This is a genomic window from Jannaschia rubra (assembly GCF_001403735.1).
Classification (GTDB): Bacteria; Pseudomonadota; Alphaproteobacteria; order Rhodobacterales; family Rhodobacteraceae; genus Jannaschia; species Jannaschia rubra.
In genome coordinates this window covers 46,368-69,326 of sequence record NZ_CXPG01000012.1, presented here as the reverse complement: position 1 = coordinate 69,326, position 22,959 = coordinate 46,368, and the positions used below count along the sequence as shown (strand labels likewise).

Sequence of the window (22,959 nt, the reverse complement as noted above, 5' to 3'; positions counted from 1 at the left end):
CTTCCGTGACCGAGATGGACATGGCGCCCGATGCGCCCAGGCGGCGCAGGTTCGGTCGCAAAGCCGGTGAGATCCGCGACGGCGAGGTCCTGCTGGGCGAGGATTGGGAACGGCCCGCGAGCGTTGCGGAGACCGAGTTGGGCGACGTACGCGCCCGACGCGGCTTGTTCTCCCTCGACCGTTCGCCGCTGGCGCGGAAGATCATCCTGTTCAACCTGCTTGCCATCCTGATGCTGGTGGCCGGGGTGATGTTCATGAACCCGTCGCGCGACAGCCTGCTGGTCCAGCGCGAGCGTGGTCTCGTGACGGAGGCGCGTCTGATCGCCGACGTGTTCCAGGCGTCGCTGCCGCAGGGTCTGCCGGTATCGCTGGGCGCGGGTGACGGCGTGGACGTTCCCACCCTGCTGGAAGGGATCGAGTTGCCGCAGGGCGTCGAAGTGCATGTCTTCGATACGTACGGCGCGCTGGTCGCCAAGGCCATCGGCAACGCTTCCATCCTCGAAGTGGACGGTCTGGCGGAAAGCGGTGGCAAGACGACCATCATCACCGCGGCGCTGAACGGCATCTGGGAGGTTCTGTCGGCCGTCTTCCATCGGACACAGGGTGCCTCGCCCAATCCGCTCGACATGGCACAGGCCCTCATCGCGGAAACCGCCCCCGGTGGCACCGCGATCCGGGGCTACAACGGCGAGGACGGACGGCTATTCACCGTGGCCACGCCCATCGCGACCGCCGCCGCTCCCATCGGCACGATCACGGTGACCACGCGCGCGGGCGAGATCGACGCACTGGTCCGGGCCGAACGCGAGCAGCTTCTGCAGATGTTCGTCATCGCCCTTCTGGTATCGATCGGGTTAAGCCTCGTCCTCGCATCCACGATCGCCAACCCCTTGTCCGACCTGTCGGCGGCGGCCGAGCTCGGCCGCGACAGGCATGCGCGCAAGATGTCGCCGCAGCGCATCCGAATTCCGGATCTGACGGCGCGCCCCGACGAAATCGGGCGCCTGTCGGGCGCCCTCAGGGGGATGGTCGCGGCGTTGTACGACCGCATCGACTCCAACGAGCAGTTCGCCGCAGACGTCGCGCATGAGATCAAGAATCCCCTCGCCTCGCTCCGGTCGGCAGTGGGCACCATGCGCCTCGCCAAGAACGACGAGCAGCGCGGCCGCCTTCTTGAGGTGATCGAGCATGACGTACGGCGCCTGGACCGGCTGGTCTCCGACATCTCCAACGCGTCCCGGCTCGACTCGGAGCTCGTGAAGGAGGAAGAGGAGCCGTTCGATCTGGTCAAGATGATCTCCAATCTTGCCGTCTATCACGGACAGCAGGCGGAAGCGGAGGACATCGAATTCATCACCGACCTGCCGAAGGAGCCCATCGTCACCATGGGGCTGGAGGCGCGGCTGGCGCAGGTCTTCGTCAACCTGATCACGAACGCCCTGTCCTTCTGCGAGGATGGCGATGCCGTCCGCGTCTGGATGCGGCGGCGCGACAATCGCGTTCTCGTGGTGGTCGAGGATACCGGCCCAGGCATCCCCGAGGCCGCCCTGACCAAGGTCTTCAACCGCTTCTACTCGGAACGGCCCGAAAAGCAGTTCGGCAACCACTCCGGCCTCGGCCTCGCCATATCGAAGCAGATCGTCGAGGCGCACGGCGGGGTCATCTGGGCGGAGAACATCCGCCCCACCGATGCCGACATCACCTCCGAACCGCTCGGGGCGCGCTTCGTGGTCGGTCTGCCGGTCTGACGGCAGGCCATGGACCCGCTCCCCGACCTCCCCCGTCCGTCGCCCACCGGTGACGGACGTTTCTGTATTCATGGCACGTCGATCGCCGTGGGAGGCAAGGGCTTGCTGTTGCTCGGCGCGTCCGGGTCGGGGAAATCCGGGGTGGCGGCGCAGATGATCTGCCTCGGGGCCACGCTGATTTCCGATGACCTGACCCTGCTCGACGGGCGGGGCGGGGAAATCCTGGCCATGCGTCCCGAAGGCTCCGCGCCGGAGATGGAGTTGCGCGGCTTGGGAATCGTACGGGTCGACACGGCCGTTCCCACCCCCCTCGCCGCTGTCCTGTTCCTTGGTCCCGGAACCGGACGGCTGCCGGAGGCGGAGCATCTGGACCTGGCCGGTCACGTGCTGCCGTTGCTGCGTCACCCGCCCGCGCCCGACCTGGCACCTAAGGCGATGCTGTGGCTGCGCGGGCGATGACCTTGCATCACCTTTCAGCGACCGGCAGCTCGGCGCCCTATAAAAGCCACGGCTTCGGCATATATCGCACGCGTTAGGACGACCTTTCCATGACGCAGACCGCGGATCCCATCGACCTCATCCTCGTGACCGGCCCCTCGGGCGCCGGGCGGACGACGGCTATCCGCGTGCTGGAGGATGCGGGCTATGAGGTGATCGACAACCTGCCGCTGTCGCTGACCGCGCGCCTGCTCGAGGCCGGGGTCGACCGGCCGCTGGCTTTGGGTGTCGATATCCGGAACCGCGACTTCAGCGTGGATGCCCTGCTGTCGCTCGTCGCCCGGCTCCGCGCGGACCCGGCGCAGACGGCGCGTCTGCTCTATCTGGATTGTGACCGTGACACCCTCCTCGCGCGCTTTTCGGAGACACGGCGCCGCCATCCGCTCGCACCCGTGGAGGATACCGAGACCGGCATCGACCGCGAGTTGTCGATCATCGGCCCCGTTGCGGACCAGGCCGACGTGGTCATCGACACCACGGCTTTGACGGTCCACGACCTGAAGGACGAAGTCCTGCACTGGTTCGGCGGCGATGCGCGGCGCCTTGCGGTCTCGGTCCAGTCCTTCAGCTACAAGCGCGGCGTGCCGCGCGGGCTGGACATGGTTTTCGACGTCCGGTTTCTGGCGAACCCCCATTGGGTGCCGGCATTGCGCGGCGGGACGGGGCGGGACCCGGCAGTGCGCGATCATGTGACCGCCGACCCCCGCTTCCCGGATTTCTACGCCCGGATGCAGGGCCTGGTCACATCGCTGCTTCCGGCCTACCGCGAGGAGGGGCGCGCGCATCTGGCCATCGGTTTCGGCTGCACCGGCGGCCGCCACAGGTCGGTGGCCGTCACCGAAATGCTGGCTGCCGCCCTTGCCGAACAGGGCTGGCAGGTGTCTATTCGTCATCGGGAAATCGATCGGCGCGACGCAGTGCCGATTTCTGCAGGCCCGGGGGGAACGGGCCACGGGGAAGGCGCGGCATGATCGGCATCGTCATCGTCGCCCATGGGGGGCTGGCGGAAGAATATCGTCGGGCCGTCGAGCATGTGATCGGCCCGCAGGACGGGCTGTGCGCCATATCGGTCGCGGCAGCCTGCGACCGGCCCGGCAAGGCCTCCGAGATCAGGGAAGCGGCGGACGCAGTCGACGTGGGCGATGGCGTCGTGATCGTGACCGACATCTTCGGCGGGTCGCCCTCGAACCTGTCCATGGGCGCCTGTACCACGTCGGATCGCATGATCTTCTACGGTGCCAACCTGCCCGCCTTGATCAAGCTGGCACGCAGCCGCGAAAAACCGCTGCACGAGGCGCTGGCCTTGGCGAAGGAGGCGGGGACGCGCTACATGGACATCGCGCCGGGGCCATCGGTCTGATCGCAGTGCAGTTCTGGGGGTGTCATGGCGACGCGCACGCTTGAAATCGTGAACGAAAAAGGGCTGCACGCACGGGCGTCGGCCAAATTTGCGGAAACGGTCGAACGGTTCGATGCCGCGGCGACCGTGCGCCGCGACGGCCTGCAGGCGGCGGGCGATTCCATCATGGGCCTTCTGATGCTCGCGGCCGCTCGGGGGACGAAGATCGACGTCGAGACGACCGGCCCGGAGGCGGAGCCGCTGATGCAGGCGCTGGCCGACCTGATCGGAGATTTCTTCGGCGAAGGGATGTAGCGGGCCGCGGCCCGGTCAACGTGTCGGGACGGGGTCGCCTTCGCCGCGATAGTCGTAGAAGCCGCGCTGCGTCTTGCGCCCCAGCCATCCCGCCTCGACGTATTTCGTCAGGAGGGGGCAGGGGCGGTATTTCGTGTCGGCCAGCCCGTCATGCAGCACGTTCATGATGGCAAGGCAGGTATCGAGCCCGATGAAATCCGCCAGTTCCAGCGGGCCCATGGGATGGTTCGCGCCCAGCTTCAACGAGGTGTCGATCGATGTCACGGTGCCCACGCCTTCGTAGAGCACATAGACCGCCTCGTTTATCATCGGCATCAGGATCCTGTTGACGATGAAGGCGGGAAAATCCTCGGCCGTTGCCGCCTGCTTCTCCAGCCGTTCGACGACCGTCTGGCAGGCCCGATAGGTGGCCTCGTCCGTGGCGATGCCGCGGATCAGTTCGACCAGTTGCATGACGGGGACCGGATTCATGAAATGGAAGCCCATGAATTTTTCGGGACGGTCGGTCCGGCTGGCCAGTCGCGTGATCGAGATGGACGAGGTGTTGGAGGTCAGGATCGTCTCGGGGCGCAGGGACGGAAGCAACTCCTTGAAGATCGCGTGTTTGACGTCCTCACGCTCGGTCGCGGCCTCGATGATGAGGTCGCAGGCGCCGAGGTCGGTCAGCGTCATGGTGGTGCGGATGCGGTCCAGCGCGCCGTCGCGATCGGCCTGCGAGACCTTGTCGCGGCTGACCTGTCGATCGAGGTTGCTCTCGATCAGGGCGACGGCCTTTTGCAGCGCATCGTCGCTTACGTCGGTAAGCACCACGTCATATCCGGCGAGCGCGCAGACATGGGCAATGCCGTTGCCCATCTGACCTGCGCCCACGATGCCGATGCTGCCGATGTCCATGCCGCTCTCCTGCCTGTGCGAGGCGACCATAGCAGGGGCGCGGGGCGGGGCAAGGCGCGTGCATCGGGACAATTCACCGCGAATGCAGGGGTCAACCCTTCGGTAAGCCAAGGCTGCGAGTGTCGCTGGAGATAGACGAATCGGGCGGGCCGGACATGAGTTTCGAAGGGCGGAAGACAGGGCTGGATTACTATCCGTGTCGATACGGGGCGTCGCGGACGGTGTTCCGCGGCCCGCGCGTGTCGCTCGACCGACCATATACCGTCGTCGTTGGCGGGTCCGAGATCTATGGCAAGTACGTCGAGGATCCACTCACGGACCAGCTGGCCGAACGAACCGGGCGGCGGGTGGTCAATCTGGGAGTGATGAACGGGGGGGTCGACGCCTTCGTCCTCGACGACGACCTGATGCGCGTCATCACCGGTGCCGAAGCCGTCGTGGTTCAGGCGATGGGCGCCCAGAACATGTCGAACCGTTATTATACGGTGCATCCGCGGCGCAACGACCGGTTTCTGCGGCAATCGGCCCTGATGAACAGCCTCTACCGCGAGGTGGATTTCAGCGACTTCACCTTTACGCGGCACATGCTCATCACCTTGCAGAAGACCTGCCCGGAACGTTTCGTCATCCTTCGCGAGGAGCTATCGGTGGCCTGGGTCGCGCGGATGCGTCTGCTGCTGTCGCGCGTGCCGGGCCGGCGCATCATGCTCTGGATCGAGGATGGGACGGACCGCGGCCTCGGCTCGGAGCCGCCCTTCGTGACGGTCGACATGCTGCAGGAATTGGAAGGGTTGATCGACAAGGTGGTCCACTGCGACATCTCGGACCTGACGGGCGAGACGCATCTGGACCGGATGATCTTTCCAGAGACGGAACGCGCCGTTGCCTTGCATGCGATGACGCCGGCCGCCCACGACCATGTGGCCGAAGCGCTCGCCAAGATGGTTCGCAAGTCGGGCGGGTTGGCGGCCTGAGGTCCGGCGTGATCCGATACGAAATACGCGGTCCCGGTATTCCGGAGCCGCGTTTGATACCCGCAGATGCAGCGATCAGATCTTCTCGATCAGTTCCGGCACTGCCGTGAACAGGTCGGCGACGAGGCCGTAATCGGCGACCTGGAAGATGGGTGCTTCCTCATCCTTGTTGATGGCGACGATGATCTTGGAATCCTTCATCCCGGCCAGGTGCTGGATCGCCCCTGAGATGCCGACCGCGATGTAAAGGTCGGGTGCCACGACCTTGCCGGTCTGGCCCACCTGCCAATCGTTCGGCGCATAGCCCGAGTCGACCGCCGCACGGGACGCACCCACGGCGGCGCCCAGCTTGTCGGCCAGCTTCTCGATCATGGCGAAGTCATCCTCCGACCCGACGCCGCGTCCGCCCGACACCACGATCCCGGCGGAGGTGAGTTCGGGACGGTCGCTCTCGGCCACCTTGTCCTCGATCCACTCCGACAGACCAGGGTTCTCGGCCGCTGCGATGGTCTCGACAGGGGCGTCGCCGCCTTCGCCCGTCACATCGAATGTGGACGTGCGGATCGTCAGGACCTTGGTCGCGTCCGCCGTCCGAACCGTCTGCACCGCGTTTCCGGCATAGATCGGGCGCTCGAACGTGTCGGCATCGACGATGGCGGTCACGTCGGACAGGATCATCACGTCCAGAAGGGCGGCGATCCGCGGCATCACGTTCTTTGCGTCCGTCGTCGACGGCGCGAGGATGTGGCTGTAGTCGCCCGCGAGCCCGACGACCAGCGCGGCGGTCGGTTCGGCGAGCCGATGGCCCAGCGATGGGTCCTCAGCCACGAGCACCTTCGTCACGCCTTCAAGCTTCGCGGCGGCGGCCCCGGCATCGGCGGCAGAAGCACCGGCGCAGAGGATCGTGACATCGCCCAGTTGCCGCGCCGCCGTCAGCGCCTTGCCGGTCGCATCCAGGTTCAGCTCACCGTTGGTGACTTCGCCAATCAGAAGAACAGCCATCAGACAGCCCCCGCTTCCTTGAGTTTCGACACGAGTTCATCGACTGATTTCACCATCTCGCCGGCCTTGCGCGCCTCGGGCTCGGCGGTCTTGACGATTTCGAGACGCGCAGAGGCGTCGACGCCGTAGTCCGCGGGCGTCTTTTCATCGAGCGGCTTCTTCTTGGCCTTCATGATGTTGGGCAGCGATGCATAGCGCGGCTCGTTCAGGCGCAGGTCGACCGTCACGATGGCGGGCATGGCGACCTTGATCGTCTGCAGGCCGCCATCGACCTCACGCGTGACGACGGCATGATCCCCCTCGATCGACACTTCGGAGGCGAAAGTCGCCTGCGACCAGCCGAGCAGCGCCGAAAGCATCTGGCCGGTTGCGTTCATGTCGTTGTCGATGGCCTGCTTTCCCGCGAGAACCAGATCGGGCTTCTCTTCGTCAATCACCGCCTTGAGCAGCTTGGCCACGGCCAGCGGCTCGATATCCTGGTGCACGTCGTCCGTCGCCACGATCAGGATGGCGCGGTCCGCACCCATGGCGAGGGCGGTGCGCAGCGTCTCCTGGCTCTGCTTGACGCCGATCGACACGGCCACGACCTCCTCTGCCTTGCCGGCCTCCTTCAGGCGGATGGCTTCCTCGACGGCGATTTCGTCGAACGGGTTCATGGACATCTTGACGTTGGCCAGATCGACGCCCGATCCGTCGGCCTTGACGCGGACCTTGACGTTGTAATCGATGACCCGCTTGACGGGCACGAGGACTTTCATTTCGGATTTCCTCCCTGATTTGCTGAGGTGTTGTTACTGGATCGGGCTTGCCCGCGACAGGCCGAATGTGCGGTCGGGCGGCGCCGTGACGCACCGTCCAACGGCCGCGTCATTCGCGGTTGGCTCCGGGCACCCACAGGACATCGCCGCGGCCGTCGTCATTGGCGATGCGCGAGGCGACGAAGAACCAGTCCGACAGGCGATTGAGGTATTTCACCGCCGCGTCGTTCACGTCGCCGCCTGCCGCAAGATCCACCGCAAGCCGTTCGGCGCGTCGCGTCACGGTCCGGCAGAGGTGCAGATGCGCGGCAAGCGCGCTGCCGCCGGGAAGAACGAAGCTCCGCAGGGGTTCCAGCGCCTCGTTCATGGCGTCGATTTCCGCTTCGAGCCGGTCGACCTGTGCCGCGGCGACGCGCAAGGGGGGGTGCTCCGCCTCCTTGTCGCGGGCGACGCCGGGACGACAGAGGTCGGCGCCGAGGTCGAACAGGTCATTCTGGATCATGGACAGCCGGTCGTCCATCTCGCCCTGAGCATGCTGTCGAGCGAGACCGATGGTCGAATTGGCTTCGTCCACCGTGCCGTAAGCCTCGACCCGCGGGTCGGTCTTGGCGACGCGCGATCCGTCGCCGAGCGCCGTGGTGCCGCCGTCGCCGGTGCGGGTATAGATCTTCGAGAGTACGACCATCGTGTCAGCCTTTCGAGCGGAGCCAGACGAAGCCCACAAGCAACACCACCGCGACGAATTGCGCAAGGATACGCAGGCGCATGATCCGGTTCGCATGTTTGCGGTTGAAGTCGCCGCCCTTGGCGAAGCCGCCGATCCCGGTGAGGAGGATCAGCAGGACCACCACACAGGCGGCGGCCACGACATAGAACAGGGGATCATCACGCATCGGCGGTCCTTCTTGAATGTTCGATGTGAACCTAAGCCATCGGTTCAGGAATTCGAGACGACGCGGTCCGCGGCCTTGGTCGTCAGCGCGCGCTTCATCGCCATGGCAAGGGTGGTCGGTACCGTTACGCGGTACCGTGCACGGGGGCGGGAGGATTCGACGGCGTGGATCAGGGCACGCGTCACGGCCTCCGGTCCGCGTTCGAAGCGGCCCGTGGCGTTACTGTAGAGACGGTCCATCAGCCTCTCGTAATCGGCGCGCCGGGCGGAGGACTTCCAGTCGATCCATTTCTCGAACTGGTCGCGGGCGTTGGCGCGGAACCGCGACGTGATCGGGCCCGGCTCGATCAGGATGGCCGCGATCCCGGTGCCGCGAAGCTCCATTCGCAGGGTGTCGGTCAATCCCTCCAGGGCGAACTTGCTGGCGTTGTAGGCGCCGCGCCATGGGGCGGCGGCGAAGCCGAGCACGCTGGAGTTCTGGACGATGCGGCCATGCCCCTGAGCCCGCATGACGGGCAGGCATCGTCGCGTCAGATCGTGCCAGCCGAAGAAGTTGGCCTCGAAGATGGTGCGGAGGGCGTCGGTGGGCAAATCCTCGACCAGGCCGGGAATGGCATAGGCACCGTTGTTGAACAGCGCGTCGAGCCGGCCGCCGGTGACCTCCAGAACCTCGGTCAGGCCGGAGGCGATGGTGTTGGGCTCCTCGTAGTCGATGCGGGGCGAGAGCAACCCCTCGGACCGCAACCTGTCGCAATCTTCGGCCTTGCGGCAGGCCGCGAACACTTGCCACCCGCGCGCCGAAAGCGCGTGGGCCGCATGGTGGCCAATGCCGGTCGAACAGCCGGTGATGAGGATCGAACGCGTCATGCGCCCGCGTTAGCAGCCGTTCGGCGCGATGAAAACCGGGCGCGAGAGCGTGGCTCAGGCCGGGTCGAGGAACTGCGCCGACATGTATCCGGTCGCCCCCGTGGCCACGTCGCGGATGCGGATCCAGCCGTCGACGGGTTCGCCCAACGGCTCGGCCAAGGTGCCACCGGCGAGGCTGTCCACGACCGCATCCGAGGTCGACGGACCCGACCGCATGTTCACACGGCTGCCGGAGACGCGCAGCATCCCGACGGTATCGGCCACGGCCTCGGATGTCGCGGGCCGGCTTTCCGGGGTCAGCAGGCTGACGACGGTGGGTTCTCCGATGCGGCGCGGCTCGGCCAGGACGTCACCGGGAGCGGGGGCGGATGCCGCGATCAGGGACGCATCCGGCACGATGGTTTCAGTGACGGCCGTGCGGGTCACGGCGGCGCCGGTCGAATCCGTGGATGCCAGGATCACCGGGCGGTCGAACTCTGAACCCGAAGTGGAGACGGGAACCTCGGCCGGGCGGTCGACGGCGATCTGCACGTCCTGTTCCGGCGCCTGGCCCCAGACGACGAAACCGCCATAGAGTGCCACGGCCAGGATAAAGGTCAGCTTGAACATTTCGGGTCCCCCCTCGGGACGAATGGGCGTCTTTCCAATAGTGCGAACGATGATCCCGTGGCAGCGGTTCCCCGGCTCGCGCATCAGATTAACATGCGATGCACCGCTGCCATAGTGTGCAAATGTGATCCTTTCGTTAATGCGCGCGCTTGTGCGCGGGGGACCGGCTGGATAGATCGCCGCCATGAACGACAGCCACGACATGAAAGGGGACCGGCCCCAGGGCACGGTTTCCGAGCCGCTGAGCCGTGCCATCGGCGAGCGTTACCTGACCTATGCGCTGTCCACGATCATGCATCGCGCGCTTCCGGATGCCCGCGACGGACTGAAGCCGGTTCACCGGCGCATCCTCTATGCGATGCGGGAACTGCGGCTGTCCTCGACGGGCGGGTTCCGCAAGTCGGCCAAGATTTCCGGCGACGTGATGGGGAACTATCACCCCCATGGTGACGCGGCGATCTACGACGCGATGGCCCGTCTCGCGCAGGATTTCAACGTCCGTTATCCACTGGTGGACGGACAGGGCAACTTCGGCAACATCGACGGCGACAACCCGGCCGCCGCCCGGTACACCGAGGCGCGGATGACCGCCGCGGCCGAGGCGCTTCTGGCCGGGCTGGACGAGGATGCCGTCGATTTTCGCGACAACTATGACGGGACGCTACGGGAACCGGTGGTCCTGCCGGCGGCGTATCCGAACCTTCTGGCCAACGGGTCGTCGGGCATCGCGGTCGGCATGGCCACCAACATCCCGCCCCATAACCTGGATGAGTTGATCGCGGCCTGCCTGCACCTGATCAAATCGCCCAATGCGCGCGACGAGACGCTGGTTGAGCACATTCCCGGCCCCGATTTTCCGACCGGCGGCATCATCGTCGAGCCGCGCGAGTCGATCCTGGAGACCTACCGCACGGGACGCGGGGCCTTCCGCCTTCGAGCGCGTCACGAGGTGGAGGATATGGGCAAGGGGCAGTGGCAGATCGTCGTCACCGAGATTCCCTATCAGGTGCAGAAGGGCAAGCTGATCGAGAGGCTGGCCGAGCTGATCCAGCTCAAGAAGGTGCCTATCCTGGCCGATGTGCGCGACGAGAGCGCCGATGACATCCGCATCGTTCTGGAGCCGCGGTCGCGCAACGTGGACCCGGACGTGCTGATGGGAACGCTGTTCCGTCAGTCGGAGCTGGAGACGCGGTTCAGCCTGAACATGAACGTCCTGATCGACGGCGTCACGCCCCGCGTCTGCGGCCTGCGCGAGGTGTTGCAGGCGTTCCTGAACCACCGCCGCGACGTGCTGCTGCGCCGCTCCCGGCACCGGATGGAGAAGATCGACCACCGGCTGGAGGTGCTCGAAGGCTTCATCATCGCCTATCTGAACCTCGACCGGGTGATCGACATCATCCGCTATGACGAAGCGCCGAAGGAGGCGCTGATGCATGAGCCATGGGGGGATGGCCATGCGCGCGCGAAGGATGAGGACGACTATCGCTCGCCCCTGCCGACGGACCGTCAGCCCACGCTGACCGAAGTACAGGCCGAGGCGATCCTCAACATGCGTCTGCGCGCCCTGCGCCGGTTGGAGGAGCTTGCGCTGCTGCGCGAACGCGACGCGCTGATGGCGGAGCGTGCCGGGTTGCACGACCTGCTCGAAAGCGACGACGTCCAATGGAAGACCATCGCGGACGAGCTGCGCGAGATGCGCCGGCAGTTCGGAAAGGCTACCGACCTGGGCCGGCGCCGGAGCGACTTCGCCGAGGCGGTCGAGGTCGCGGAGGTGCCGCTGGAAGCCATGATCGAGCGGGAGCCGATCACCGTCGTCTGTTCGAAGATGGGATGGATCCGCGCGTTGTCGGGGCATCAACCTCTCGACAAGGAGATCAGGTTCAAGGACGGCGATGGCGCCGCCTTCATGTTCCACGCAGAGACGACGGACCGTCTGATCGTCTGGGGCAGCGACGGCCGGGCGTTCACCTTGCAGGCCAGCACGCTGCCCGGCGGACGCGGCATGGGCGAGCCGCTGCGCCTGATGATCGACCTGCCGAACGAGACCGCGATCGTCGACATCCTGATCCACCAGCCGGGCCGCAGGCTGCTGCTGGCGTCGAGCGCGGGGGATGGCTTCGTGGCGCCGGAGGACGAATTGATCGCCCTGCGCCGTGCCGGCAAGCAGGTGTTGAACGTCCGTCCGGGGGTTGCGGCGCTGCGGCCGGTGGTGGCCGAGGGCGATCACGTTGCCTGCATCGGTGACAACCGCAAGATGCTGGTGTTCCCGCTTGCCGACCTGCCCGAGATGCCGCGCGGCAAGGGTGTCCGGTTGCAGAAGTTCAAGGATGGCGGGCTGTCGGACGTTGCGGTCATCACGCTGGCGGATGGGCTGAAATGGTCTGACCCCGCAGGACGCACCCGGCACGAGACGGACCTGACGGAATGGGTCGGATCGCGGGCGCAGGCCGGGCGGATGGCGCCGCGCGGCTTTCCGCGGGACAACCGCTTCGCCTGATCCGGGTCGGCACACGGTGCTTCGGTTGAACATTGCCAGACGGTCATCGCATGGCTAGCAACCCCGGAAACAAAACGGGGGACGGGAATGACCACGACGATGAACCGACGCACCTTCGCGGGGCTGACGCTGGCCGCGACCGGGGGCCTGTCCGCCTGCGCCGTGCCCGATCCGCTGGGCGAGGATCTGCCTCCGATGGGTGACTTCGAACTGGCCTTCACCGTCGTCGTCTCGGAGAATGCCAAGAAGATCCCTCCCTCCCGCAGCACGACGCCCGAGAAGCTGAAGGAGGTGATGGCTGCCGAGGTCGAAAGGCGTTTCGGCCGCTACCGGGGCGGCAAGGGCTATGTCATCGCCATCAACATCGACGGCTATGCGCTGGCCCCTCCGGGGATCCCGGTCGTGCTGACGCCGAAGTCGATCATGGTGGTCTCGGCCAACCTGTGGTCCGCGGACCCCCAGAAGAAGCTGGCGGGGCCCGAGCAGATCACGACCTTCGAAGGTGCGGATACGCTGCTCGTCGGGTCGGGGCTGGTGAAGGATGCGGACGAACAGCTCGTCACGCTGTCGCGCAACATGGTCAAGAAGGTGCAATCGTGGCTCTTGCGCAATCCCGAATGGTTCGGCCTGCCCGCCCGGCCCAAGCCGTCCGTGCCGAAGGAGTAATCGAGGGCCGGTCTTGCCAAGCCTCCCCAGCGACGCTAGACGGCGCGCGATGCAATTCCGGGGGGCCGTCGCGGTCCCCTCACAAGTCAGGGGCCCATCATGGCGAAGGCAAAGTTCGAACGCACGAAACCGCATGTGAACATCGGGACGATCGGTCACGTTGACCATGGCAAGACGACGCTGACGGCGGCGATCACGAAGTACTTCGGCGATTTCAAGGCCTACGACCAGATCGACGGCGCGCCGGAGGAGAAGGCTCGGGGGATCACGATCTCGACGGCGCATGTGGAGTACGAGACGGATGCGCGGCACTATGCGCACGTCGATTGCCCCGGCCACGCGGACTACGTCAAGAACATGATCACGGGTGCGGCGCAGATGGACGGCGCGATCCTGGTTGTGAACGCGGCCGACGGCCCGATGCCGCAGACGCGCGAGCACATCCTGCTGGGCCGCCAGGTCGGCATCCCGACGATGGTCGTCTACATGAACAAGGTCGACCAGGTTGACGACGAGGAGCTTCTGGAGCTTGTCGAGATGGAGATCCGGGAGCTTCTGTCGAGCTACGACTATCCGGGCGACGACATCCCGGTGGTGAAGGGATCGGCGCTGGCGGCGATGGAGGGGCGCGACCCCGAGATCGGCGAGAACTCGATCCGCGAGCTCATGAAGGCGGTGGACGAGTGGATCCCGACGCCGGAGCGTGCGGTGGATCAGCCGTTCCTGATGCCGGTCGAGGACGTGTTCTCGATCTCGGGCCGGGGCACGGTGGTGACGGGTCGGATCGAGCGCGGCGTGATCAACGTGGGCGACGAGATCGAGATCGTGGGCATCCGCGACACGAAGAAGACGACCTGCACGGGCGTGGAGATGTTCCGCAAGCTCTTGGATCGCGGCGAGGCGGGCGACAACATCGGCGCGCTGCTGCGGGGCGTGGACCGCGAGGGCGTGGAGCGGGGCCAGGTGCTGTGCAAGCCCGGTTCGGTGACGCCGCACACGAAGTTCGAGGCGGAGGCCTACATCCTGACCAAGGAGGAGGGCGGTCGCCACACGCCGTTCTTCGCGAACTACCGCCCGCAGTTCTACTTCCGGACGACGGACGTGACGGGGACGGTGATGCTTGCCGAGGGCACGGAGATGGTGATGCCGGGCGACAACGTGTCGTTCGGCGTGGAGCTGATCGCGCCGATCGCGATGGAGCAGGGCCTGCGCTTCGCGATCCGCGAGGGCGGCCGGACCGTGGGCGCGGGCGTGGTGTCGAAGATCATCGAGTGACCCCGCCGGCCCGACGGCCCGCCGGCCCCGGCCGTCACCGCCGCACCGAAACAACGAAGGCCCCGCGGAATACCGCGGGGCCTTTTGGTTTGAGGGATAGTTGTCTTCGACCTGCTTTGGTGCACAGTGCGGCGATGACCCAAGACATCCACCGCGCATTCCACGGCTTCGTCCTGTCCGGCCCGCGCCGGTCGCTCGCCCTGGCAGGGCCGGACCTGGGTGACGCGCTCGAAGGGGAAGAACTCGCGTGGGCGCATCTGCCCTTCGATGTCGACCACCCCGCGCCGGCGCTGGCCTGGATGGAAGCGCATGTTCCCGGTCTCGATCACACCACGCGGCTCGCGCTGACGGGCGAGACGACGAGGCCGCGCGCCCTGGCGACCGAGATCGGCTTCATGCTGATCCTGCGAGGCGTCAACCTGAACGCCGGTGCGGAGCCGGAGAACATGATTTCCTGCCGCATCTACCTCGACACGCGGCGGGCCGTGACGCTGTCGCGCGAGCCGCTGCAATCGGTGGGCGATCTGGCCGAACAGGTCCGCGCCGGTCGGGGGCCGACGACCCCCGGCGGCTTCCTTCACGATCTGGCCGAGGCGCTTATCCTGCGGATCGAGGATGTGCTGGAGAAGATCGAGGACGACACGGATGCGTTGCAGGACAAGGTCGCGATACCGGCCATGGACTCCGATACGGCGCGTGCGACGCGGACGGAGGCCACGCGCCTGCGTCGGATGGTTCTGGGTCTCCGGCGCCACATATCGCCCCAACGCGATGCGCTCGCCGCCGCGGCGTCGCAGATGCACGACCTTCTGGGCAAGACGGACCGGAGGCGTCTGCTGGAAGTGCAGGAACGGCACCAGCGCGCGGTGGAGGAACTCGACACGCTTGCTGGCCGCCTGACGCTCGTCCGCGACGACATCAAGGCAGAGCAGGATGAACGGACCAACCGCAACCTCTATATCCTCTCGATCATGTCGGCGCTGTTCCTGCCGCTCGGGTTCCTGACAGGATTGCTGGGCGTGAACCTCGGCGGTATTCCGGGTTCGTCGTCGCCGATCGGGTTCGCCGCATTCTGCGCCCTCCTCGCGGTGATCTTCGGCGTTCAGGTGATGATCCTTCGCCGCCTGCGCGGACTTTGACGAAACCGCGGAGAGCGGGGGTTGCGCGGGCGGTCGACTCGGTCTAGAGGCGCGGTCTACGGACGGGATCGCCCCATCGATTGGGCGCGACCTCGTATCCGTTCGGGTTCGACGAGGGGACAGGGTGGTCCTGTTTCCTCCTCTCAACTTGGACGCTGCCGTCCCGAAAAGGGGCGCGGCAAGTCATCGGACTTGACATGAAAAGCCAGAATATCCGAATTCGGCTGAAGGCGTTCGACTATCGTGTGCTGGATGCCAGCACCGCCGAGATCGTCGCCACGGCCAAGCGGACCGGCGCGCAGGTGCGCGGCCCGATCCCGCTGCCCAACAAGATCGAGAAGTTCACCGTCCTGCGCGGTCCGCACATCGACAAGAAGTCGCGCGACCAGTGGGAGATCCGCACCCACAAGCGGATGCTCGACATCGTCGATCCGACCCCGCAGACCGTGGACGCGCTGATGAAGCTCGACCTCGCCGCCGGCGTCGATGTCCAGATTTCGGTCTGAGGAGGGCACAGGATATGCTGCGTTCCGGAGTGATCGCCAAGAAGGTGGGCATGACCCGCCTGTTCATGGAAGACGGGAGACAGGTTCCCGTGACGGTGCTGCAACTCGACGGCCTTCAGGTCATCGGCCAGCGCACCGCCGACAAGCATGGCTATACTGCCGTCCAGCTGGGTGCGGGTACCGCCAAGGCCAAGCGCACGAGCCAGGCGATGCGCGGAGTCTTCAAGGCCGCCAACGTCGAGCCCAAGCGAAAGGTCGCGGAATTCCGCGTCGATGAGGGCGGTCTGATCGAAGTGGGCGAGGAGATCATCGCCGACCACTACTTCGAGGGCCAGTTCGTCGACGTCTCGGGCACGTCCATCGGCAAGGGTTTCGCCGGTGCGATGAAGCGGTGGAACTTCGGAGGTCTGCGCGCGTCGCACGGCGTGTCGATCAGCCATCGGTCGCACGGCTCGACCGGCCAGTGCCAGGACCCCGGCAAGGTGTTCAAGGGCAAGAAAATGGCCGGACACATGGGTGCCGCCCGCGTGACCACGCAGAACCTGCAGGTCGTCCGCACGGACACCGACCGCGGCCTGATCATGGTCAAGGGCGCGGTGCCCGGATCGAAGGGTGGCTGGGTCACGATCAAGGATGCGGTCAAGAAGCCGTTCCCCGAGAGCGCGATCGTTCCGGCCGCGTTGATGTCGGCCAAGCGGGAAGCCGCGAAGGCCGCCGAGGAAGCCGCGGCCGCCGCCGAGGCCGAAGCCAAGGCAGCCGCCGAAGCCCAGGCCGCCGAGCAGGCAGCCGCCGAGGAAGCCGCGCTGAAGGCCGCCGAGGAACAGATCTCCGAGGAGAGCGCCTCGACGGACAATTCGGACGCCGAGAAGAAGGAAGGTGACGAATGAAACTCGATGTCATCACCCTGGACGGCGGCAAGGCCGGTTCGGTCGAGCTGGACGACGAGCTGTTCGGTCTGGAGCCGCGTCGCGACATCCTGTTCCGCGTGGTCCGCTGGCAGCGCAACAAGGCGCAGCAGGGCACTCACAAGGTCAAGACCCGGTCCGAGGTCAACTACTCGACCAGGAAGATCGTCCGTCAGAAGGGATCGGGCGGTGCCCGTCACGGTTCCCGCAAGGCGCCGATCTTCCGCGGCGGCGGCACCTACAAGGGGCCGACCCCGCGCAGCCATGGCCATGAGTTGACCAAGAAGGTTCGCCGTCTGGGTCTGCTGCATGCGCTGAGCGCCAAGGCGCAGGCCGGCAAGCTGGTGATCCTCGATGCGCTGAGCGTCGAGAACGCCAAGACCGCCGGGCTCGCCAAGCAGCTCAATGCCCTCGGCTGGAAGCGCGCGCTGATCATCGACGGCGCGAGCGTCAATGAGGATTTCGCGCAGGCCGCGCGCAACCTCGGCAACGTGGACGTCCTGCCCTCCATGGGTGCGAACGTCATGGACATCCTCAAGCGTGACACGCTCGTGATCACGAAGGCGGGTGTCGAAGCGCTGGAGGCGCGGCTGAAATGAACACCTACGACGTGATCCGCAAGCCGATCATCACCGAGAAGGCGACCATGGCCAGCGAGGCCAATGCCGTCGTGTTCGAGGTCGCGATCGACGCCAACAAGCCGCAGATCAAGAAGGCGGTCGAGGAGCTGTTCGGCGTGAAGGTGCGGGCGGTCAACACCGCCATCACCAAGGGCAAGACCAAGCGTTTCCGGGGGGTCATGGGCCGCCGGAAGGACGTGAAGAAAGCCTACGTGACGCTCGAGGAGGGCAACACGATCGACGTGACGACCGGGCTCTAGATCGGCCTGAAAGATCGGAAAGAGCCTGGCCCGATCGTGGCCAGGCTCTTTCCCCTGCGATACCGCAGGGAGGATTGCCTTGTGGCGATTTCTCATCCCCCGCCGGTGCGACGGATGATGCAGCGTCTCGGACTCGGGTCTTGACGCAACCTGTTCTGGGCATGTCGGAACGAACGCAACTCTGGTGACTGGATCGGTCCGCTGCTCTTCGACGCGATGAGCGGGACGGACGCCATCTATTGCCGCCCGGACAAGAAATACCCGCGACGCATGACATTCACGGTCGGCAGCATCCTCCATTGGGTGCGCCGACCGGATGTCGTGGATGTGTAGGGCAGCGGCATCATCTTCGCTTACACGGAGTTGCAGTGACCGCGCGATGTCTTCGCCGTCAGGGCAGGGCCGGTCTCGCGCAAGCGCCTGTTGGACCTGGGCATCGATTGGCCTGCGATTTACGGCGACCCCGCGCTGCTGATGCCTCTGCTGTTCCCGATGGAGCGCCGCGCTCGATACGACGTGGGCATCGTTCCCCATCTCGTGGATGCGGCAGAGGTGCCGCCGTCTCTGTCGCAGATGCCGGGCGCCTGCGTGATCGACGTCACCGCGCCGCCGCTGGAGGTGGCGCGCCGGATCGCGGACTGCCGCCGGATCGTGTCGACATCGCTGCACGGGATCATCATCGCACATGCCTACGGAATACCGGCGACCCGCCTCATCCTGTCCGGTCGGATCAGGGGTCATGGCGTGAAGTACCGTGATTATATCGAGGCTTTCGGCGAGACATCGGGTCTTCCGACGATCGACGCCCGACAGGTGGCACAAGATGATCTGCCGGATGCGCCAATGGCCACGGACGCTGTTCCCGGCATCCGCGCCGAGCAGAGGGGACTCGTGCTGAGTTGTCCGTCTGCGACGGAGCCGGTGCAGGAGCGGATGCTTCGGATCATTTGATGGAACGGACCGCAGTCTTCCGAACCGCCCTTGACCCCACCCCGTCACCCCCCTAGACGGCCCCATCGGCAGCTCCGGATTCGTCCGGGGTTTCGTCGTCGTTCCTAGGAACACTCGAACCGGGGACCTTCGGGGCCCTATACCGCGGCGGGCTCCGGCCTGCCGACACTGCAAACGGAAGACAGGTAACATGGCACTCAAGTCGTATAAGCCGACGACGCCGGGCCAGCGCGGGCTGGTTCTGATCGACCGTTCGGAGCTTTGGAAAGGCCGCCCGGTCAAGTCCCTCACCGAGGGTCTGACCAAGCACGGCGGACGGAACAACACCGGACGGATCACGATGCGCCGCAAGGGCGGGGGCGCGAAGCGTCTCTATCGGATCGTCGATTTCAAGCGCAACAAACTGGACGTCCAGGCGAACGTGGAGCGGATCGAATACGACCCGAACCGGACCGCCTTCATCGCCCTGATCCGCTACACCGATGGCGAAGCGGCCTACATCCTGGCGCCGCAGCGCCTGGCCGTGGGTGACCGCGTCGTGGCGTCGGCGCGCGCTGACATCAAGCCGGGTAACGCGATGCCGTTCCAGGGCATGCCCATCGGCACGATCGTCCACAACATCGAGCTCAAGCCCGGCAAGGGCGGCCAGATCGCGCGCGCTGCGGGCACCTATGCCCAATTCGTCGGGCGGGACGGGGGCTATGCCCAGATCCGCCTGTCGTCGGGCGAGCTTCGCCTGGTGCGTCAGGAATGCATGGCTACCGTCGGTGCCGTGTCGAACCCCGACAACTCGAACCAGAACATCGGCAAGGCGGGTCGCAACCGGCACAAGGGCATCCGCCCCAGCGTCCGGGGCGTCGTGATGAACCCGATCGATCACCCGCACGGCGGCGGCGAAGGCCGCACCTCGGGCGGCCGTCACCCGGTCACGCCCTGGGGCAAGCCCACCAAGGGCGCCAAGACCCGCGACAAGAACAAGGCGTCGTCCAAGCTGATCCTGCGTACGCGTCACGCCAAGAAGAAAGGCCGCTGATATGAGCCGCTCCGTCTGGAAAGGGCCTTTCGTGGACGCGTTCGTCCTCAAGAAGGCCGAGGCCGCCCGCGAGTCGGGCCGCAACGACGTGATCAAGATCTGGTCGCGCCGCTCCACCATCCTGCCGCAGTTCGTCGGACTTACCTTCGGCGTCTACAACGGCAGGAAGCACATCCCGGTGAACATCTCCGAGGACATGATCGGCCAGAAGTTCGGGGAATATTCCCCGACGCGGACCTATACCGGTCACGCCGCCGACAAGAAAGCCAAGAGGAAGTAAGTCATGGGCAAGGAAAAGAATCCCCGCCGCGTGGCTGACAACGAAGCCATGGCGAAGCTGCGGTCCCTGCGGACCAGCCCGCAGAAGCTGAACCTCGTCGCCGCGATGATCCGCGGCAAGAAGGTCGAGAAGGCGATCGCCGACCTGACCTTCTCCAAGAAGCGGATCGCGATCGACGTGCGCAAGTGCCTGCAATCGGCCGTCGCCAACGCCGAGAACAACCACAACCTGGACGTCGATGCCCTGATCGTGGCCGAAGCCTGGGTCGGCAAGAACCTGACCATGAAGCGGGGCCGTCCGCGGGCCCGGGGACGTTTCGGCAAGATCGTCAAGCCGTTCAGCGAGCTGACGATCAAGGTGCGGCAAGTCGAGGAGCAAGTCTGATGGGTAACAAAGTCAATCCGATCGGCATGCGCCTTCAGGTGAACCGCACCTGGGACAGCCGCTGGTACGCCGACACCAAGGATTACGGTGATCTGCTGCTGGAAGACCTGAAGATGCGTCGGTTCCTGCATGAGGAGCTGAAGCAGGCGGGGATCAGCCGCGTCATCATCGAGCGTCCGCACCGCAAGTGCCGCGTCACGATCCATGCCGCCCGCCCCGGTGTCATCATCGGCAAGAAGGGCGCCGACATCGAGACGCTTCGAAAGAAGCTGGCGACGATGACCAAGTCCGAGCTGCACCTCAACATCGTCGAGGTCCGCAAGCCCGAACTCGACGCGCAACTCGTGGGCGAGAGCATCGCCCAGCAGCTCGAGCGTCGCGTGTCCTTCCGTCGCGCGATGAAGCGTGCGGTCCAGAACGCCATGCGGATGGGTGCCCTGGGCATCCGTATCAACATGGCGGGTCGTCTGGGCGGTGCCGAAATCGCGCGGACCGAATGGTACCGCGAAGGTCGCGTTCCGCTGCACACGCTGCGGGCCGACATCGACTACGCCCATTCCGAGGCCGAGACGCCCTATGGCATCATCGGCATCAAGGTCTGGATCTTCAAGGGCGAGATCATGGAGCACGATCCCGCTGCCCGCGATCGCAAGGCCCAGGAACTGCAGGACGGTCCGGCCCCCCGTGGCGCCGGCGGCCGTCGTGACGATCGCCCCCGCGGCGACCGTCGGCGCTGAGGAGTAGCAAGCCATGATGCAACCGAAACGGACGAAGTTCCGCAAACAGTTCAAGGGCTCCATCAAGGGCGAGGCGAAGGGCGGGTCGGACCTGAACTTCGGATCGTTCGGCCTGAAGGCGACGCAGCCCGAGCGGGTCACCGCGCGCCAGATCGAAGCTGCCCGCCGGGCCATGACGCGTCACATGAAGCGTCAGGGCCGGGTCTGGATCCGGATCTTCCCGGACGTACCCGTGTCGTCCAAGCCGACCGAGGTTCGGATGGGCAAGGGCAAGGGTTCGGTCGATTACTGGGCGTGCAAGGTCAAGCCCGGCCGGATCATGTTCGAGATCGACGGCGTGAGCGAGGCCGTGGCGCGCGAGGCGCTGCGTCTGGCCGCGATGAAGCTGCCGATCAAGACGCGGACGGTCCTGCGCGAAGACTGGTAAGTCGCGGTCCGTAGACGTCGACGCGACCTGGACTGCAAAGACACCGAAGGGGCGGGGGAAACCCCGCCCCTTTTTCCCGTCGGGATCGGCCCCGCGGGCAACGAGACACCGGAGACGACAATGGCCGACATCTCATCGCTGTTCGTGACGCGGCTCTATCGCGCCCCGCTGGCCGAACATGGAGAGGCCATCGACGCGGCGGAGCTTCGGGCGTCCTGCCTGTCGATCGCGGAAGACGACGAGGCGGGTCAGAAGTGGTGCGAGGAGAACGACTTTCCCGGCTACACCAGCTATGCGTCCCTGTCCGACCTCGGCTGGCGGTTCCCGATCTTCAAGGCGCTGGTCAAGGTGCTTGACCGCCACGTTGCGACATTCGCCAAGGACCTGCAGTTCGATCTGGACGGCCGAAAGCTCCGGCTCGACTCGCTCTGGATCAACATCCTGCCCGAGGGCGGGATCCACACCGGACACCTGCATCCCCATTCGGTGATTTCGGGCACGACCTATGTGGCGATGCCGGAAGGGGCCAGCGCGATCCGCTTCGAGGATCCGCGCCTGCCGATGATGATGGCGGCGCCGACGCGCAAGGCGAACGCGCGCCGCAAGATGCGGACCTTCATCTACGAGGCGCCCGAAGTGGGGGACGTCCTGCTCTGGGAAAGCTGGCTACGCCACGAGGTGCCGATGAACATGGCCGAGGATGACCGGATTTCGGTGAGCTTCAACTATGGTCTGAAATAGGTCATTGGCCGGCTCACGGCCCTTGCCAACCGGGCGCAACCCGTCTATGCGGCCACCTCTACCGTTGATCTCCACCGGAATCAGCCGTGACCCGACAGCGTGGGGCGGCCCGGTGATGTTGCAAAGGAAAAGGCGATGAACGCCAGCGAACTGCGAGACAAGACGCCCGATCAGTTGCGTGACCAGCTGACCGCGCTGAAAAAGGAGGCGTTCAACCTGCGCTTCCAGGCTGCGACCAACCAGCTCGAGAATACCGCGCGCATCCGCGCCGTCCGCCGTGACGTCGCCCGCGTGATGACGACCCTGAACCAGAAGGCGGCCGACGCCGCCAAGTCGGAGGCCTGAGCCCATGCCCAAACGCATCCTCTCCGGCGTGGTCACCTCGTCGCAGAACGAGCAGACCGTCACCGTGTCGATCGAACGCCGCTTCAAGCACCCTCTGCTTCAGAAGACGGTCCGGAAGTCGAAGAAGTATCGCGCCCATGACGAGACCAACCAGTTCAAGGTCGGTGACGTCGTGCGCATTCAGGAATGCCCGCCGAAGTCCAAGACGAAGCGGTGGGAAGTGATCGCCGAATAACCGGCGCACGACATTCGAAACCCTGGGGATAAGGACCGCATCGTCCCCCCAAAGGTCGGGAG

Annotated in this window: 30 protein-coding genes; 23 read left to right on the top strand and 7 right to left on the bottom strand. The window is 65.8% G+C overall.

The features are described 5' to 3' along the window. Positions 1-14: 14 nt before the first annotated feature. From JAN5088_RS03405 to JAN5088_RS03385, 5 genes are all read left to right on the top strand, one after another. Positions 15-1,748 carry a sensor N-terminal transmembrane domain-containing protein gene (locus JAN5088_RS03405; RefSeq protein ID WP_442354555.1) on the top strand — a complete coding sequence of 578 codons (1,734 nt, stop codon included), beginning with the start codon at positions 15-17 and terminating at the stop codon, positions 1,746-1,748. 102 nt (positions 1,749-1,850) lie between these two features. Further along, a complete protein-coding gene (locus JAN5088_RS03400) occupies positions 1,851-2,207 on the top strand; it encodes an HPr kinase/phosphorylase (protein WP_158448463.1) in 357 nt (118 codons plus the stop codon). Positions 2,208-2,296: 89 nt separating this feature from the next. After that, complete coding sequence (rapZ, locus tag JAN5088_RS03395; RefSeq protein WP_055681408.1) at positions 2,297-3,217, top strand: RNase adapter RapZ; 921 nt, start codon at positions 2,297-2,299, stop codon at positions 3,215-3,217. After that, the gene (locus JAN5088_RS03390) at positions 3,214-3,606 is read left to right on the top strand and encodes a PTS sugar transporter subunit IIA (RefSeq protein WP_055681407.1); all 393 of its coding nucleotides are present in this window, start codon (positions 3,214-3,216) and stop codon (positions 3,604-3,606) included. Before rapZ ends, JAN5088_RS03390 begins: the two co-directional genes overlap by 4 nt. Positions 3,607-3,630: 24 nt before the next feature. After that, the gene (locus JAN5088_RS03385; RefSeq protein ID WP_055681406.1) at positions 3,631-3,900 is read left to right on the top strand and encodes an HPr family phosphocarrier protein; all 270 of its coding nucleotides are present in this window, start codon (positions 3,631-3,633) and stop codon (positions 3,898-3,900) included. Between the two features lie 15 nt (positions 3,901-3,915). Here JAN5088_RS03385 and JAN5088_RS03380 read toward each other — a convergent pair whose 3' ends face one another. Continuing rightward, on the bottom strand, positions 3,916-4,794 hold the full coding sequence (locus JAN5088_RS03380) for a 3-hydroxybutyryl-CoA dehydrogenase (protein WP_055681405.1): 879 nt from the start codon (positions 4,792-4,794) through the stop codon (positions 3,916-3,918). A gap of 119 nt (positions 4,795-4,913) precedes the next feature. Between JAN5088_RS03380 and JAN5088_RS03375 the strand changes: the two genes are divergently transcribed. Beyond that, a complete protein-coding gene (locus JAN5088_RS03375) occupies positions 4,914-5,768 on the top strand; it encodes a DUF6473 family protein (RefSeq protein ID WP_083427874.1) in 855 nt (284 codons plus the stop codon). Between the two features lie 75 nt (positions 5,769-5,843). Here the strand turns inward: JAN5088_RS03375 and JAN5088_RS03370 are convergent, their stop codons facing one another. From JAN5088_RS03370 to JAN5088_RS03345, 6 genes are all read right to left on the bottom strand, one after another. Further along, complete coding sequence (locus JAN5088_RS03370; protein ID WP_055681403.1) at positions 5,844-6,770, bottom strand: electron transfer flavoprotein subunit alpha/FixB family protein; 927 nt, start codon at positions 6,768-6,770, stop codon at positions 5,844-5,846. Next, on the bottom strand, positions 6,770-7,528 hold the full coding sequence (locus JAN5088_RS03365; RefSeq protein WP_055681402.1) for an electron transfer flavoprotein subunit beta/FixA family protein: 759 nt from the start codon (positions 7,526-7,528) through the stop codon (positions 6,770-6,772). The genes JAN5088_RS03370 and JAN5088_RS03365 overlap by 1 nt, the downstream gene beginning before the upstream one ends. Before the next feature lie 109 nt (positions 7,529-7,637). Beyond that, positions 7,638-8,213 carry a cob(I)yrinic acid a,c-diamide adenosyltransferase gene (locus JAN5088_RS03360; protein ID WP_055681401.1) on the bottom strand — a complete coding sequence of 192 codons (576 nt, stop codon included), beginning with the start codon at positions 8,211-8,213 and terminating at the stop codon, positions 7,638-7,640. 4 nt (positions 8,214-8,217) lie between these two features. Then, on the bottom strand, positions 8,218-8,421 hold the full coding sequence (locus tag JAN5088_RS03355; RefSeq protein WP_055681400.1) for a twin transmembrane helix small protein: 204 nt from the start codon (positions 8,419-8,421) through the stop codon (positions 8,218-8,220). A 44-nt stretch (positions 8,422-8,465) separates the two neighbouring features. Then, positions 8,466-9,287 (bottom strand): SDR family NAD(P)-dependent oxidoreductase, encoded by an 822-nt coding sequence (locus JAN5088_RS03350; protein ID WP_055681399.1) that lies wholly within the window; start codon positions 9,285-9,287, stop codon positions 8,466-8,468. A 54-nt stretch (positions 9,288-9,341) separates the two neighbouring features. Beyond that, positions 9,342-9,896 carry an SH3 domain-containing protein gene (locus tag JAN5088_RS03345; protein WP_055681398.1) on the bottom strand — a complete coding sequence of 185 codons (555 nt, stop codon included), beginning with the start codon at positions 9,894-9,896 and terminating at the stop codon, positions 9,342-9,344. A gap of 184 nt (positions 9,897-10,080) precedes the next feature. Between JAN5088_RS03345 and JAN5088_RS03340 the strand changes: the two genes are divergently transcribed. The 17 genes from JAN5088_RS03340 (at position 10,081) to rpsQ (ending at position 22,897) form a co-directional block, all read left to right on the top strand. Then, positions 10,081-12,393 (top strand): DNA topoisomerase IV subunit A, encoded by a 2,313-nt coding sequence (locus JAN5088_RS03340; protein WP_055681397.1) that lies wholly within the window; start codon positions 10,081-10,083, stop codon positions 12,391-12,393. A gap of 87 nt (positions 12,394-12,480) precedes the next feature. After that, positions 12,481-13,059, top strand: coding sequence for a hypothetical protein (locus JAN5088_RS03335; RefSeq protein ID WP_082429795.1), 579 nt, complete (start codon positions 12,481-12,483; stop codon positions 13,057-13,059). A 99-nt stretch (positions 13,060-13,158) separates the two neighbouring features. Further along, a complete protein-coding gene (gene tuf / locus JAN5088_RS03330) occupies positions 13,159-14,334 on the top strand; it encodes an elongation factor Tu (RefSeq protein WP_055681396.1) in 1,176 nt (391 codons plus the stop codon). A 134-nt stretch (positions 14,335-14,468) separates the two neighbouring features. Continuing rightward, positions 14,469-15,473: a CorA family divalent cation transporter gene (locus JAN5088_RS03325; RefSeq protein ID WP_055681669.1), complete on the top strand. Its 1,005-nt coding sequence runs from the start codon at positions 14,469-14,471 to the stop codon at positions 15,471-15,473. A 197-nt stretch (positions 15,474-15,670) separates the two neighbouring features. Then, a complete protein-coding gene (gene rpsJ / locus JAN5088_RS03320; protein WP_055681395.1) occupies positions 15,671-15,979 on the top strand; it encodes a 30S ribosomal protein S10 in 309 nt (102 codons plus the stop codon). Positions 15,980-15,993: 14 nt separating this feature from the next. After that, on the top strand, positions 15,994-16,866 hold the full coding sequence (gene rplC, locus JAN5088_RS03315) for a 50S ribosomal protein L3 (protein ID WP_055681394.1): 873 nt from the start codon (positions 15,994-15,996) through the stop codon (positions 16,864-16,866). Continuing rightward, positions 16,863-17,483, top strand: coding sequence for a 50S ribosomal protein L4 (rplD, locus tag JAN5088_RS03310; protein WP_055681393.1), 621 nt, complete (start codon positions 16,863-16,865; stop codon positions 17,481-17,483). Before rplC ends, rplD begins: the two co-directional genes overlap by 4 nt. Continuing rightward, on the top strand, positions 17,480-17,764 hold the full coding sequence (locus tag JAN5088_RS03305; RefSeq protein WP_055681392.1) for a 50S ribosomal protein L23: 285 nt from the start codon (positions 17,480-17,482) through the stop codon (positions 17,762-17,764). The genes rplD and JAN5088_RS03305 overlap by 4 nt, the downstream gene beginning before the upstream one ends. A gap of 423 nt (positions 17,765-18,187) precedes the next feature. Next, the gene (locus tag JAN5088_RS03300; protein WP_055681391.1) at positions 18,188-18,715 is read left to right on the top strand and encodes a polysaccharide pyruvyl transferase family protein; all 528 of its coding nucleotides are present in this window, start codon (positions 18,188-18,190) and stop codon (positions 18,713-18,715) included. Between the two features lie 190 nt (positions 18,716-18,905). Then, complete coding sequence (gene rplB, locus JAN5088_RS03295) at positions 18,906-19,748, top strand: 50S ribosomal protein L2 (RefSeq protein ID WP_055681390.1); 843 nt, start codon at positions 18,906-18,908, stop codon at positions 19,746-19,748. 1 nt (position 19,749) lies between these two features. Beyond that, the gene (rpsS, locus tag JAN5088_RS03290) at positions 19,750-20,028 is read left to right on the top strand and encodes a 30S ribosomal protein S19 (protein ID WP_055681389.1); all 279 of its coding nucleotides are present in this window, start codon (positions 19,750-19,752) and stop codon (positions 20,026-20,028) included. Positions 20,029-20,031: 3 nt separating this feature from the next. After that, positions 20,032-20,412, top strand: a complete 381-nt coding sequence (rplV, locus tag JAN5088_RS03285) for a 50S ribosomal protein L22 (RefSeq protein WP_055681388.1) — start codon at positions 20,032-20,034, stop codon at positions 20,410-20,412. After that, on the top strand, positions 20,412-21,149 hold the full coding sequence (gene rpsC, locus JAN5088_RS03280; protein WP_055681387.1) for a 30S ribosomal protein S3: 738 nt from the start codon (positions 20,412-20,414) through the stop codon (positions 21,147-21,149). The genes rplV and rpsC overlap by 1 nt, the downstream gene beginning before the upstream one ends. A 13-nt stretch (positions 21,150-21,162) precedes the next feature. After that, a complete protein-coding gene (gene rplP, locus JAN5088_RS03275; RefSeq protein WP_055681386.1) occupies positions 21,163-21,576 on the top strand; it encodes a 50S ribosomal protein L16 in 414 nt (137 codons plus the stop codon). A 120-nt stretch (positions 21,577-21,696) separates the two neighbouring features. Next, positions 21,697-22,317 carry a 2OG-Fe(II) oxygenase family protein gene (locus tag JAN5088_RS03270; RefSeq protein WP_055681385.1) on the top strand — a complete coding sequence of 207 codons (621 nt, stop codon included), beginning with the start codon at positions 21,697-21,699 and terminating at the stop codon, positions 22,315-22,317. 135 nt (positions 22,318-22,452) lie between these two features. Then, entirely contained in the window at positions 22,453-22,662 is a 210-nt protein-coding gene (gene rpmC, locus JAN5088_RS03265; RefSeq protein ID WP_055681384.1) for a 50S ribosomal protein L29, read from the top strand. Positions 22,663-22,666: 4 nt separating this feature from the next. Further along, positions 22,667-22,897 carry a 30S ribosomal protein S17 gene (rpsQ, locus tag JAN5088_RS03260; RefSeq protein ID WP_055681383.1) on the top strand — a complete coding sequence of 77 codons (231 nt, stop codon included), beginning with the start codon at positions 22,667-22,669 and terminating at the stop codon, positions 22,895-22,897. The last annotated feature ends 62 nt before the right edge of the window (positions 22,898-22,959 follow it).